We start from the raw sequence: 12,214 nt of genomic DNA, 5'->3' as shown, positions 1-12,214 counted from the left end.
GTCCCGCCTCCCGTTATCTGCAAAGCCTTTTGCCGTTCAACCCTCCAATCCCGGGCGAAGGCTGCCACTCGGTTGTAGGACCCCTCATAACCGAGGTTCAACAGATCGGCGTGCAGCTGCTTGAGGGTTCGCTTTTGTTTGCGAGGTTTGTTGTCTTCCGTCTTCAGCCAAGCTGATAATCGGTCGGCAAATGGGTCAAGCTTGCTTGGTCGAGAAGGAAGCTTGAACTTCGGTTCCACGCTGTCATCGCGCAGATATTTGCGGATGGTGTTCCGGGAAAGGCCCGTGCGCCTTGCAATCTCCCGGATCGATAGTTTCTGTCGAAAATGCCAGCGTCGGATCACGCTCAATAATGCCATGTCGATCACTCCGTAGCCCTCGTTGAAAACACGAGGGCAAGGTTCAAACATGGGTCAATTCTCGATGGAAATATCCTGGGCTACCGGGTCAGTTCTCGGTGGAAATCAACAGATCCGACAAGTGCAGCATGGTGACACGACGCTACCGAAAAGCTGCTACACGCTTTAAGAACTTGATTGCGCGCCGATCAGACGCAACTTCGCGTTCTGGAACGATGCCCGTGCCTCGACGAAGTCTATAGAGCATTCTCCGGGTTTGGACGGTTGGTATGCGCGGATCCTCGTATGATGATCCATCGGCTTCGTGAGATTGGGCAGGTGCCCGGTAGCGGCGGCGGCAAGCCATGCGGCACCCCGGGCGCCAAACTGGGTTCCTTCCGGGATGCGGACCGTGAGACCGGTGACATCAGCTATCATCTGTGCCCAGCGATCGTTTCGTGCCCCCCCCCCTACGAGGGTGAGTTTACGACCTTCGAAGCAGAGCGCGTCGAGAAGGTCAGCCATCGCGAACGCAACTCCCTCGATGACCGCACGGAACATGCATGCACGGTCGTGTATGGGCGACAAGCCACTAAATTGGGCGCGCGCCGCAGGATCGACAACCGGCGCTATGATCCCGCTTTCGGAAAGGTATGGCAGATAGGTCAGCCCTTTGGCGCCTGACGGTGTGGCATCGAGCATCGAATCAAGCGCTGCGAAACGGTCGGGAAGCGACAGCAGGTCTGGCGCCAAAGCGCTGAATGCCCAGTCGAGATTGACTGTCCCAGCAACGTTGATCATGGCTCGATACCAGCGGTGTGCAGGCAGGGTGAACAGAAGCCCGACATTAGGCGGCTCGAAGACGGGACGATCGTATACCACGCCTACCATGCATGCGGTGCCGAGCACGGCGATGGCAGTTCCGGGCTCAAACGATCCCGTCCCCAGCACCGTTGCTGCGACGTCCCCAGCGCCTACGGCAACTGGAAGGCCAGCCGCCACACCAATCTCTGACGCTATCGGGGACGTGAGAGCCCCTCCTAAACTCTCGCTTTCGAGCACCTCCGGAAACAGATGCCGGTACGCTCCGAGCCGAAACAGCGAGATCATCGCGTCGGACCTATCACGGGCAGCAGCAGATCCGGGTAGGACTGCAGCCTCGCTTCGGTCCGTTCCGATTATACCGGTGAAGTGGAAGCGGAGATAGTCCTTCAACGAAACCACATGAGATGCCGCCGCCAGCACATCAGGCTCGTTTTCGGCGAGCCATGCCATGATAGGCAGCGTGCACCCCTGCTGCATGACAGATCCGGAGGAGAAGAAGATGCGGCTCATGAAGTCAGGAACGCCGGACGTGTATTTATCGATGAGCGTCTGAGCCCGGCTATCCTCCCAGCTTATTCCCGCGCGCATCGGCCGGCCTGAAGCATCGAGCACCCAAGCTCCAACCATGGCCGCAGAAATACCTAACCCTGCAATTGAGCGAGCATCGACCCCGCTATCTCGAACAACGCGCCGCAGAACCTCAATAGCCGCTTCGCAGGCGATCTGCGGATCGATCTCGCTCCATCCGGGACGTGGTCGGCTGATCATCGTGGGCACTTCGGCTACGGCCAATTCGCGCCCTTCCAAGTCGAAAAGTGCCGCCTTGGTCTGCGAAGTTCCAGCATCGAGACCGAGGAAAAGCGGCCCCGTCATCGGGACCATCCAGTGTGGTCGGCGAAGCGTGCCAGGGACAACTGCATCGTGGCCTGTGCTCGGGGGTCCGGCTTATGAGTGCGCGCAATCTGCACTGAGTTCGCGATAAGGAGTTCCAAGTCCTCTCCACTCACCGCACAGCGCGCTAGAATGGCTGCTCCGATCGCCGATGTGTCTCGCTCGGCGACAACGTGGATCTCGCGGTCAAGAGCATCGGCGATGATCTGGCACCAAGCCACGGACTGTGCTCCGCCTTCGGCTAGGTGGATACGCTCTAGTTCGACGCCTTCCCGTTCGAACCGCTCGAGTGCAGCCCGGATGTTAAATGCGACCCCCTCATAGACTGCGCGAACAAGATGTCCGGCTCCATGCTTGACATTCAATCCGCCAAAGACCGCCGCGCGTGAAGGATCGTTCCATGGAGTCCCGGCTCCCTCCAGGAAGGGCAGGAAAAACGCTCCGGATGCTCCAGGAGGGACGCTTTCAACAAGCCTTTCAATATCTGCGAAACTTGGGGCGTGGCCGGTGAAGCCTTCGGCGATTCCGCGCAACCAGGCCACAGAGAGCCCACCAGCAGGAATGAGCCCGAGCCACAGCTCGCGGTCTGATGTAACGTGCGACATACGCCAGAGACCTCCAACGACACCCGGAGGTCGGTTCTGAGTGGCGGCCACCACGTGGCCAGCTGTGCCAAGCGTGACGGCAGCAGTACCCTTCGCGAACGCACCACATCCGACTGCCAATGCACCTGTGTCTCCGGCTCCTGGTGCGACGCCGAGTCCGATGGGCAATCCAGTCTGACGGGCTGCAACTGGAGAAATCCTGCCCGCTATGCCGGCTGAGGCTTCAATCGGAGAGAGTTGCTGAACGGTAACGCCAGCAAGGCTAACAAGTGCCTCATCCCACCTCCGCGTCGTCAGGTCCATGAGCGATGTAGCCGAGGCCTCATTGGCATCGGTCGCACGTACTCCGGTCAAGAGCCAGAAAATGTAGTCCTTGACCTGAAAGACATGTCGGGTGCGATTAAGAAGCTCTGGCCGGTGGCGTTTCAGCCAACGTAACTTTGACAAGACTGAAATAGGAGATATCGGAGAGGCGGTCACTGAAAGTGCGTGCCGGTGAAACTGTTCAAGCTCCAGTACCTCTTGGGTCGAGCGCTGATCGAGCCAGATGAGGCTGCGCTCAAGAACGTGATCCTCAGCGTCGACGAGGACTATACCGTTTAACTGGCCCGAGAGACCGGCTGCAACGATACGTGCACCTCTCAAGGCTGCCATCACCCGCCGTGTTGACTGGCACAGGGCTTCCCACCAATCTCCTGGTACCTGCTCGGCGCGATCAGCGGCAGGTTTATAGGTTTCGTAGGAAGACGTTGCATGCGCCACGACAGCGCCATCGGAGGCAAGAGCAACTACCTTGACCGCCGAGGTGCCGAAGTCAATGCCAAGTGTCAGGGTATCAGACACTGCGGCGGCCCTGTTGGTAGATGATGGCGGCGACTGCGATCACCAGGCCCTGCACGATGAGCTTGCCGGGCTGGTCGACGCCGAAAACAGTGAGCAGGTTGAGAACCATCACCAGAAGCGCGGTACCGAGTATTGTACCGATCGCACTTCCCGCCCCACCGCCGAACACAGCGCCGCCGAGAATGACGGCGGCGATTGAGGTCAGCACGTAGTCAGCGCCGAGGTTCAGCGAACCAACGCCGACGAGGCCGGAAAGGATCAGCCCTCCGCTGGCCGCGAACAATCCGCTCAGTACATGGGAGAGCAGCAGTGTGCGGTTGACTGGAATGCCAGAATAGGTGGCGGCAGACGGGTTGTCGCCAGCCGCGAAGATGTAGCGGCCGAGCGTGAGACGGCGCAACAGGATCCAGGCGAGAACGCCGAAGCCAAGCCACACCAGGCCCGAGACCGGCACCACACCGATGCGCCCGCGGCCGAGCCATTTGACGAGTTCAGTCATCGAACTGCCCGGTGCGCCACCGGAATAGAGAAAGCCGATGCCGGTGATGATGGCCGCCGTCCCCAGCGTCACGACGACAGCGGATGCGCGCAGCAGGGTGACCAGCAGCCCGTTGGCGAGGCCGATCACGAGCCCCGCGCCTAGCGCGACCGCGATGACGAAGGCTGGCGGATAGCCGTTCCACATCGCGTGCGCGACGATGAGATTAACGAAGGCGATGGTGGCGCCAACCGACAGATCAAGCGACCGGTTTGCCACCACAAACGTCTGCCCCAGCGCCACGATGCCGAGCGGCGCTGCTTGGCGCAGCAGGATCATGAGAAACGGCAGCGACAGGAACTGGGGCTGGGTGAAGGCCGCGAAGACGCAGACGGCGATCAACCCCCAGAAGGCCGGCGGAAGCGAGAGCAGAAATCGGTTCACAGTCCCGCCTCCTTTCTCCTGAAAAGGCTGACGGCCAGCACGAGCATCGAGCCCTTCACGATGAACTGGTAGTAGGGTGATATGCCTGCGAGATTGAGACCGTTGTTGAGAATGCCGATGATCAGCACTCCGGCGACAGTCCCAATCGGCCCACCAACGCCGCCAGACAGCAGCGTTCCGCCGAGCGCGGCTCCTAGCACGCTGTCCAGTCCGAGCGCGCTACCGACATTGGGATCGCCCGATGCCAGCCGCCCTGTCAGATAGGCGCCGGCAAGCGCTGCCATCAGCGCGGATATGACATAGGTGGACACCTGGATGCGCGGCGCACGGATGCCGCTCATCCAGGCTGCTTGCGGATTCTGGCCCGTCGCGTAGAGCCGCACGCCATAGACGGTGCGGTGCACGAGCCATATCGCCGCCACCGTCGCGGCCATGATCCAGTAGAAGCCGACCGGCAGGCCGAGGAAGGTGCCGGATGCCATGCGAACGAGGATCCGCGGCGCCATCCCGCCCGGCGTCGGCAGTAGCAGCAGCGCGATACCCTGCACGATGGAGCTGGTCGCCAGCGTCATGATGATCGGGTGTACGCGCAGGTAGACGCAGCCCAAGCCATTTACGAGTCCAACAAGGCCCGCTGCCGCGAATGCGAGCTGGATCTTCAACGGATCGGCTAGGTCGAGCGTCAGGATCGCAGAAGAAAGCGAGATCACCGCTCCGACCGAGAGATCGAAGCCGGCACCCAGCAGCACAAAGGTCTGCCCGAGCGAGACCAGGAAGAGCGGCGCGAGCTGGCCAGCGAGGTTAGAAAGGTTGGTTGCGGAATAGAAGGTCTGCGGCACGACGACCGCCAGAATAACCAGCATCGCAGAGAGGATTGCGTACGAGAGTGCTGCCCCGCGCTGGCGGAACCAGAACGCATCTTCCCGGAGGCGGGCGACAATGCCCCGGTGCCGGGTCTGTGACTGCACGCTCAAACCGCCTCACTTTCCACGGCCGGGAGGGCCGCGCGAAGGAGCGCATCCTCGGTTGCGTCCCGCGCATCCATCTCCGCGACGATCTCGCCGTTGCGGATAACAAGCAGCCGGTCGCACAGGCCGATCAACTCGGGCAGTTCGCGCGAGGTCACGAGGATGCCGCGGCCCTCGCGGGTGAACTCGCGCAGCTGGCGATAGATCTCCCGCTTTGCACCGACATCGACGCCGCGCGTTGGCTCCTCGCACAGCAGCACCTTTGCGCCCGCCAGCAGCCACCGGCCAAGCACGACCTTCTGCTGGTTCCCGCCCGACAGGTCGATCACGGGTGTGCTTGCATCTGGAGCCTTGACCGCGAGGCGCTGCATCACGTCCATGACCCGCGCGTCGAAGCGCGGCACCCAGGACAGGAGCAGCCGGCGCGCGATTGCGGCCGTCGTCATGTTCGCGCCGATGTCGAGCGATAGGAACAGACCGTCATCCTTGCGGCTTTCGGGCACGAATCCTATCCCGGCAGCCAGTCGCTGCCGCGCCGAGCACCCGGAGATCGAAGCACCGGAAAGCTCTAGCGCGCCCGACCGGGCGGGATCGAACCCGGCGAGAAGGCGCATCAGTTGCTGCTGGCCCTGCCCCTCGAGGCCGGCGATGCCCACGATCTCGCCTTCGCATATCTGCAGCGAAAGCAGCACCGTTGTATTGTCGCCGACCAGCGCATCCGCGCGGAGCAGTACAGGACCGAGCGCCTCGGCGCGCGGTTCGAACAATTCCTCGATCGGTCGGCCCACCATACCCTGGATGACCTCGTCCGCGGTCGTCTCGGTCGTGGGTACGCAACGGATGAAGGCGCCGTCCTTCATTATGGTGACGTCGTCGCAGATCGCGAAGACTTCGCTCAGTCGATGCGAGACGTAGAAGATGCACTTGCCCTGCGCCGACAGCCGCCGGATCAAAGCAAACAGCGTCTCGACCTCGTTCGAGGCCAGAGCAGCCGTCGGCTCGTCGAATATGAAGACGGACGCGTCGGCGAGCACCCCCTTGGCGATCTCGACCATCTGCTGCTGGCCGACGCTGAGCGAGCCAACGCGGCGATCTGGATCGATTCTGAGATCGAGCGCAGCAAGCGCCTGCTTCGTGCGCTGGTACATCTCGTGCGCAGACAGCGCCCTGCCCTTCTCGACCTCGCGCCCCAGGAAAAGGTTCTCTACCACGGACAGGTTCGGCAGCAGCGAGAATTCCTGGAAGATCGTGGAGATGCCGGCGTGCTGGGCGTCGCGCGGATGGTGGAAGGAAACCGGCTCGCCGCTCAGCCAGATAGTGCCTTCATCCGGCCGGAGGACACCGGACAGAAGCTTCATCAGCGTCGACTTTCCGGCGCCGTTCTCGCCCATCACGGCATGAACCTTTCCGGCACACCCGACGAGCCGCATAGACTTCAGCGCTCGCACGGCGCCGAACGACTTGCTCAGATCATCGACTGCGATAAGGGGTGATTGAGCCGCCATCAGATCCGTTCGTGCAGCCATGCCGCGGCCATCTGACGCGGCGGATGACACAGTGTCCGCCAGTCTAGTGACCAGCGGGCGTTGTGTCGTGCGATACGATCAGTTGCCATACAACTCCTTGAGCTTGCCATCCGGCAGAATCGATCCAACCCAGTAGGAGTCGTTCAGGTCGGGACGGTACAGCGCGTCAAGATCAACCGAGGTGTATGGCTCCGCGACCACCTGATACTCGTTGTAGACTTCCTGCCCGTTGAGGACCGCGACCGCTGCGGCCACGCCTTCGGCTACCATCCAGGTCGGGTTCTGCGGCGCGATGGAATCGAAGCCTGCAGCCTGGTTCTCCTTCCAGGCGCCGAAGAAGCCGTTGTTGGCCTCGCCCGTCATAGGCACGAGATCGCGCCCGAGTTCATTGAAGACCTCGACGCAAGCCTGCGTCATGGCGCCGCCCGACGACCACACGCCGTCTATCTGCGGATGGGCCAGCGCAAGGCTTTCGCAGGCCTGACGACCCTGGTCGTAGGCCCACTGCGCATAGACCTCGCCGACAACCTTGATGCCGGGATGCTGAGCGAAGACTTCGGCCGCACCTGCCCAACGGTCGGTATCGACCGAAATGCCGGCGATGCCGCGCAGCGCAATCACGTTGCCCTCGCCGCCCATGGCCTCGGCCAGGAACTTGCCGCCGTCACGACCGAATTTTACCTGATCGGCGAGGATGCGCACGGTCACCTTGTCGGTCTCCGCATCGGCAGCCACGATGATCACCGCCACGCCCGCATCATAGGCCCTTTCTAGAACCGGCACGATGGCGACGGGCGACGTCGGGTTGATGACGATCGCGTCGACCCCCTGGGCCAGCATGTCCTCAACGTCGGCGACCTGCTTGGACGGATCGAAATTGGCGTCGGTAACGATGTAGCGCTCGATCTCGGGGAACTGGTTGGCTCGCCATTGGGCTTCCTCAAGAAGCTGGACCACCCAGCTGTTACCCGTGAACACGTTCGAGAAACCGATCGTGTACTTGCCGTCGCGCCGCGCCTCGTAGCGGGAGGCATCGACGATCGTTGCGCCTTCGGCAGGTCCAAGGCCGGGATGAAGCGCGACCTCGGTCTGCGCGTAGGCAGTCGAGGCCAGAAGCAAGGTCGCAAGCGCGGTGCCAATACCGGAAAACTTCATTGTCATTCCTCTTTTGCTTGCCGGCTGGCGATGCCCGTTCCTCACTGACAATCCGTCACCCGGCTTCGATCAGCGATACTTTTAGCACAACGCCAAAAAATGTAAAGATTTCCCTACAGCGCTTCTGATCTATTAAGATACTGTATTTACATCAAAATATTTTTAACAAATATTTTCATCAGGTGAGGTCAGCGGTTTGCCCCCGCGCCAGACCCGCCTTGATCTTCGTTAATAGTCCGTCGCGGTCGAGTTCGGCCGACTGACCGATGTGGAAGGACAGCAGGCCGATGACGTAATGGTAGGCGAAATGCGAGATCGACGGAGTGTAGATGTCGATCTCCTCGAAGACAGACATCTCGATGAGGAGATCCGTCTTCCGCGACAGCGGCGTATGTGGTGCCGTCAGTCCGACCACGATCGCACCTTGGCGTCGCGCCATGTCGGCCGCGTCCAGGACTTCCTGTGAACGTCCGGTATGGGAGATGCAGATAGCGACGTCACCTTGGCCGAGCAGGCTCGAAGCGATGCGCATGAAGTGCGAATCCGCGACATAGGTAGCTTCCAGCCCGAGTCGCATGAAGCGCATTGCGGTTTCCGCTGCGATCAGGCCGGAAACCGCAACGCCGAACGTGCGGATGCGCCGGGCCGAGCGGATAGCGCGAATGGCATCCACCAGCGCCTCAGCGTCGAGCCGTGTGAAGGTCGAGTTGAGCGAGGCGACGATCTGCTGGAGATAGAGATATTCCAGCCGTCCTTCAGCGATCTCGAGTTCGCCCAGCGCCTGCACTGACTGGTGGTAGTAGGGGCTCTGCGCGCTTTTGGCCTGCGCCACGGACAGCTTGAGTTCGCGGAAGCCCTCGACTTCAAGGAGGCGGCTGAAACGGGTGAGCGAGGAAGCGGAGACTCCTGCCGCCCGCGCAACTTCGGTGATCGACCCGCGCAGGAAGAAGTCGGCGTCTGCGAGAATGAGATCGGCGATCCGCCGATCCGCCTTCTTCATCTCCGGATAGATCTTTGTGATGCGGCTGAAGACGTCATTCATGGGCGATCCCGGCACTCGGCTTGGCGATGGGACCGTTATGGATCACATCAGCCGTCCGCGCAAATCTCGCGTAGCGCTAGCGACATGCTCTCCACGAAGATTGAAAGCATCGCCTCGCCCTTCTCGGCGGTGGCTAGCGTCGCATCGCCGAAGACGCCGCTTCTGCTCAGGTCGCCCATGGGACGGCCGCCCTGGAAGTAGCCGCGATCCGGCTCCGGATACTCGCGCACTGCCTTCGACATGTCGACCAGATGGGGCGCGACCGCCAGCATGAGCGAGGTTTCGAATTCGCAAGCATGGACGATGCCATGCCAGGTCGGGCTTTCGCAATGCTCGGCCAGCACGGCGCCGAGATCGGGATAGAACAGCCGCCAGACCTTGACGCCAGCGTGGTCCCACAGCCTGCGTGAGGCATACTTCATCGTCGCGCCATTGGCCTCGTGCCCGTTGATCAGGAACACGTGCCGAACGCCGTGACGCGCCAGGCTCTCCGCGACCTGGACGATCACGTCCTCGAGCGTGCGAGACTCAACCGTCACCGAGCCCGGCGCATCGCGCCAGACCCAAGAATAGCCGAAAGGCATCGCCGGCATCACGGTTGCACCGGTAGCTTCTGCTACGCGCGTTGCCAGCGCTTCGGCCAGGATGATGTCGACCCCGAGCGGCAGGTGATGTCCGTGCTGCTCGGTGGCGCCGAGCGGCAGGATGACGGCTGGAACCCGGGCTATGCGTTCGGCAAAAGCATCACGGCTGAGATATCTGGCTTCGACGGTCATTGGATCTCGCAATTGGGCAAATCGGAAAAGGGATCAGAACTGGGCAAGCCAGCGAACCGGGTTCGCCTTGAAGATTGTGTCGATGACCTCCTGATCGATGCCTTCGGCGAGCATGCGCGGAATGAACTTGGTCGCAATGAACGCAAAGCCCGGCCCCCCGCCATAGCCAGCCAGGTAGGAGGCGCGTCCCATGTCACCCGAGATCATCAACCGCTCGGCATGACCAGCCTCGAGCAACGCCTTGATGCAGGCGATCCGCACCGAGTCCGGGTGGTACTTCACCTTCGACACGCCGTCGAACTGCACGGTGGCACCCCGCTCCGCCATCGCTGCGTGGTACCAGGGATCGGGGTTGCGGTCGCTGTGACCAACGACCACGACTTCGAGATCAACGCCCTCGCTTTCGAGGATGTCGAGCATCTCGAGCCCCATCGTGCCGGCCTCCGTGTGCAACCAGATCGGGGCGCCGGTTTCCTTGTGCGCGCGGGCAACGGCGCGCGTCGTCTTCTCCTCAAGCGCATGGATGAAATTGTAGGAGCCACCGGACTTCAAATGTCCCGCCCTGTGCGCCCCCCCATCCATGCCGTCGAGCACGTCGCCTACAAGCTTGTCGACGATGCCGTTCAGCGGCGTGGTCTCGACCCAGAGAGGGAAATAGGCCGCCTTGTTGAACCCGCTGACGGCCACCAACGGCACACCCGCCTCTTTCGACATCCGCGCCATCGCGGACGGGTCGCGTCCGTAATCGAGCGTGGTCGCCTCTACCAGCAGGGTTCCGCCGCATTCCTTGAAGATCGTCAGTTCCCGAAGCGAGCACTCGTAGCTCGAAAGCTCCAGGTCGCGATCCTTTTGGACGGCAGGAGGACGAGTGATGAGATGCTCGTGCGTATAGATCAGCCCGAGACCATCGGGGTCAATATCGTCGATCACGGTTCGAATCTTGGCCATACGCCTCTCGCTTTGATGCGCAGATCTAGCGCTTTTTAGGCAGCCTAGCAAAAACGGCGAGCATTGCAATTATTTTCGTGTTGGATTTTGATGCTGACACAAGGCCAATTTTATTGGCATAATCGGCGTGAAAATCGTTTTCATAGGAGTGCTGACATGGCTTTCGTTCGAACAGTGAGTGGCGACATCCCCCCGAGCGCCATGGGCGTCACCTATGCCCACGATCATATCTACTGCATCCCGCAGCTGTGGAAGGAGAAGGGAGACGTCGACCTGCTGCTCGACAGTCCTGACGCATCGCAGGCCGAACTCGAGCTTTTTGCGAAGGCGGGCGGTCGGACGATCTATGACGCGACGGCGATCGACTATGGCCGCGACGTCGGCGTCGTAAAGCGCATCGCCGATGCCGCTGGGGTCCAGGTAATCGCGACGGCTGGCTTCAACAAGGCCATCATGTGGCCAGGAACCTTTACTGCAAAGGGCCAGACCTTCGGGAAGTGGATCGCCTCGCAGAGCCGCAAGACCCTCGCAGACCATGTCGTTGCCGAAGTCACCGAGGGAATGGATGGGACCGACATCAGGGGCGGCGTCGTCAAGTTCGGCACCAGCTATAACACGATGACAGGATCCGAAACCAAGGTCCTGCTCGCCGTTCTCGATGCCCACAAGGAGACCGGCGCACCGATTCATTCCCACACTGAGCTCGGCACCATGGCGCTCGAACAGCTCGATCTGGTCCGCCAGGAAGGCGTAGACCCCACCCGCCTGACCATCGCGCATCTCGATCGCAATCCCGACCCCTGGCTTCACCGGAAGGTCGCCGAGACCGGCGCGTTCTTCTCCTTTGACGGCATAACCCGTGTGAAATACTATTCAGAGGACGTGCGCACGCGCTGCATCCTCGATCTCGTACGCTGGGGCCACGAGGATCAGTTGATGGTCGGCGGCGACATCGCCCGGCGCACCATGTTCGCGAGCTACGGCGAAGGCGGCCTCGGTATGGGATTCATACTGGAGAAGTGGGTGCCGCGCTTCATCGAGGAGGCCGGCGAAGCCGGCTTTGATGGTGCAAGGCTAGTAGACAAGTTCTTCGTTCAAAATCCGCAACGGGCTTTCGCGTTTTCCGCTTGAACGCCTCCTGGATCGGTATCGTCGTGTCTGGATGGTGCCCGCTTGGCAAGGTGATTTAGGCGATGTTTGGGCGTTGTCACGTAAACCTGTATTGTAGTTGCCGGCGTTTTGGGTTGGGCGTAAATTTCGACGATGCAGACACCAGATATCAGTTTCAAGCGTCATCGTTTTCCGCCACAGATTGTTGCTCACGCAGTTTGGCTTTACCTGCGGTTCAATCTGAGCCTGCGTGAAGTTGAGGAAA

The 12,214-nt window shown here is 61.2% G+C and carries 11 protein-coding genes and 1 pseudogene; 2 read left to right on the top strand and 10 right to left on the bottom strand.

Going from position 1 to position 12,214, the window contains the following annotated elements:
* The 10 genes from ABJN75_RS19265 to ABJN75_RS19220 all read right to left on the bottom strand — a co-directional run.
* On the bottom strand, positions 1 to 359 hold a 359-nt coding region (locus ABJN75_RS19265; protein ID WP_348441214.1), incomplete at its 3' end, for a helix-turn-helix domain-containing protein.
* Positions 360 to 524: 165 nt separating this feature from the next.
* On the bottom strand, positions 525 to 2,036 hold the full coding sequence (locus ABJN75_RS19260; protein ID WP_348441213.1) for an FGGY-family carbohydrate kinase: 1,512 nt from the start codon (positions 2,034 to 2,036) through the stop codon (positions 525 to 527).
* Positions 2,033 to 3,502 carry an FGGY family carbohydrate kinase gene (locus ABJN75_RS19255; RefSeq protein WP_348441212.1) on the bottom strand — a complete coding sequence of 490 codons (1,470 nt, stop codon included), beginning with the start codon at positions 3,500 to 3,502 and terminating at the stop codon, positions 2,033 to 2,035. Before ABJN75_RS19255 ends, ABJN75_RS19260 begins: the two co-directional genes overlap by 4 nt.
* Complete coding sequence (locus tag ABJN75_RS19250; RefSeq protein WP_348441211.1) at positions 3,495 to 4,424, bottom strand: ABC transporter permease; 930 nt, start codon at positions 4,422 to 4,424, stop codon at positions 3,495 to 3,497. The genes ABJN75_RS19255 and ABJN75_RS19250 overlap by 8 nt, the downstream gene beginning before the upstream one ends.
* On the bottom strand, positions 4,421 to 5,392 hold the full coding sequence (locus ABJN75_RS19245; RefSeq protein WP_348441210.1) for an ABC transporter permease: 972 nt from the start codon (positions 5,390 to 5,392) through the stop codon (positions 4,421 to 4,423). The genes ABJN75_RS19250 and ABJN75_RS19245 overlap by 4 nt, the downstream gene beginning before the upstream one ends.
* A 2-nt stretch (positions 5,393 to 5,394) precedes the next feature.
* A complete protein-coding gene (locus tag ABJN75_RS19240; RefSeq protein ID WP_348441209.1) occupies positions 5,395 to 6,918 on the bottom strand; it encodes a sugar ABC transporter ATP-binding protein in 1,524 nt (507 codons plus the stop codon).
* Positions 6,919 to 6,996: 78 nt separating this feature from the next.
* The gene (locus ABJN75_RS19235) at positions 6,997 to 8,073 is read right to left on the bottom strand and encodes an ABC transporter substrate-binding protein (protein WP_348441208.1); all 1,077 of its coding nucleotides are present in this window, start codon (positions 8,071 to 8,073) and stop codon (positions 6,997 to 6,999) included.
* A gap of 178 nt (positions 8,074 to 8,251) precedes the next feature.
* Positions 8,252 to 9,115 carry a MurR/RpiR family transcriptional regulator gene (locus ABJN75_RS19230; protein WP_348441207.1) on the bottom strand — a complete coding sequence of 288 codons (864 nt, stop codon included), beginning with the start codon at positions 9,113 to 9,115 and terminating at the stop codon, positions 8,252 to 8,254.
* 47 nt (positions 9,116 to 9,162) lie between these two features.
* Positions 9,163 to 9,891 carry a creatininase family protein gene (locus ABJN75_RS19225; RefSeq protein WP_348441206.1) on the bottom strand — a complete coding sequence of 243 codons (729 nt, stop codon included), beginning with the start codon at positions 9,889 to 9,891 and terminating at the stop codon, positions 9,163 to 9,165.
* 33 nt (positions 9,892 to 9,924) lie between these two features.
* Positions 9,925 to 10,839 (bottom strand): phosphotriesterase-related protein, encoded by a 915-nt coding sequence (locus ABJN75_RS19220; protein WP_348441205.1) that lies wholly within the window; start codon positions 10,837 to 10,839, stop codon positions 9,925 to 9,927.
* 156 nt (positions 10,840 to 10,995) lie between these two features.
* Here ABJN75_RS19220 and ABJN75_RS19215 point away from each other — a divergent pair, with 156 nt between their 5' ends.
* Positions 10,996 to 11,970, top strand: coding sequence for a hypothetical protein (locus tag ABJN75_RS19215; protein WP_348441204.1), 975 nt, complete (start codon positions 10,996 to 10,998; stop codon positions 11,968 to 11,970).
* 132 nt (positions 11,971 to 12,102) lie between these two features.
* A pseudogene (locus ABJN75_RS19210) lies at positions 12,103 to 12,214 on the top strand (IS6 family transposase); the annotation flags it as partial.

The sequence above is a fragment of the Hoeflea sp. genome, from assembly GCF_039975035.1.
In the GTDB taxonomy this organism is placed as follows: Bacteria; Pseudomonadota; Alphaproteobacteria; order Rhizobiales; family Rhizobiaceae; genus Hoeflea.
This window is presented reverse-complemented; position numbering and strand designations above follow the sequence as displayed.

Bases quoted from the DNA above. Each gene is read 5' to 3' on its own strand.
- ABJN75_RS19240 (WP_348441209.1), bottom strand. From the start codon at position 6,918: ATGGCTGCACGAACGGATCTGATGGCGGCTCAATCACCCCTTATCGCA.
- ABJN75_RS19230 (WP_348441207.1), bottom strand. From the start codon at position 9,115: ATGAATGACGTCTTCAGCCGCATCACAAAGATCTATCCGGAGATGAAG.
- ABJN75_RS19220 (WP_348441205.1), bottom strand. From the start codon at position 10,839: ATGGCCAAGATTCGAACCGTGATCGACGATATTGACCCCGATGGTCTC.
- ABJN75_RS19215 (WP_348441204.1), top strand. From the start codon at position 10,996: ATGGCTTTCGTTCGAACAGTGAGTGGCGACATCCCCCCGAGCGCCATG.
- ABJN75_RS19225 (WP_348441206.1), bottom strand. From the start codon at position 9,891: ATGACCGTCGAAGCCAGATATCTCAGCCGTGATGCTTTTGCCGAACGC.
- ABJN75_RS19235 (WP_348441208.1), bottom strand. From the start codon at position 8,073: ATGAAGTTTTCCGGTATTGGCACCGCGCTTGCGACCTTGCTTCTGGCC.
- ABJN75_RS19260 (WP_348441213.1), bottom strand. From the start codon at position 2,036: ATGACGGGGCCGCTTTTCCTCGGTCTCGATGCTGGAACTTCGCAGACC.